This is a genomic window from Neisseria sp. P0009.S007, from assembly GCF_051962515.1.
In genome coordinates, this window is sequence record NZ_JBQCVF010001233.1 from 1 (window position 1) to 245 (window position 245).

1 rRNA gene is annotated in these 245 nt (G+C 54.3%); it reads right to left on the bottom strand.

Features of this window, described 5'->3' with window-relative positions:
- Positions 1-245, bottom strand: a 16S ribosomal RNA gene (locus tag ACTHS3_RS18430); the annotation flags it as partial.

Consider the following 245-nt stretch of genomic DNA (forward strand, 5'->3'; position numbering starts at 1 on the left):
TCTAGTCTGCCAGTACCCACTGCAGGCTGGAGGTTGAGCCTCCAGTTTTCACAGCAGACGCGACAAACCGCCTACGAGCTCTTTACGCCCAATAATTCCGGATAACGCTTGCACCCTCCGTATTACCGCGGCTGCTGGCACGGAGTTAGCCGGTGCTTCTTCTGTGGGTAACGTCCAGTACTCTAGCTCTTAACCTAAGTACCCTCCTCCCCACTGAAAGTGCTTTACAACCCTCAGGCCTTCTT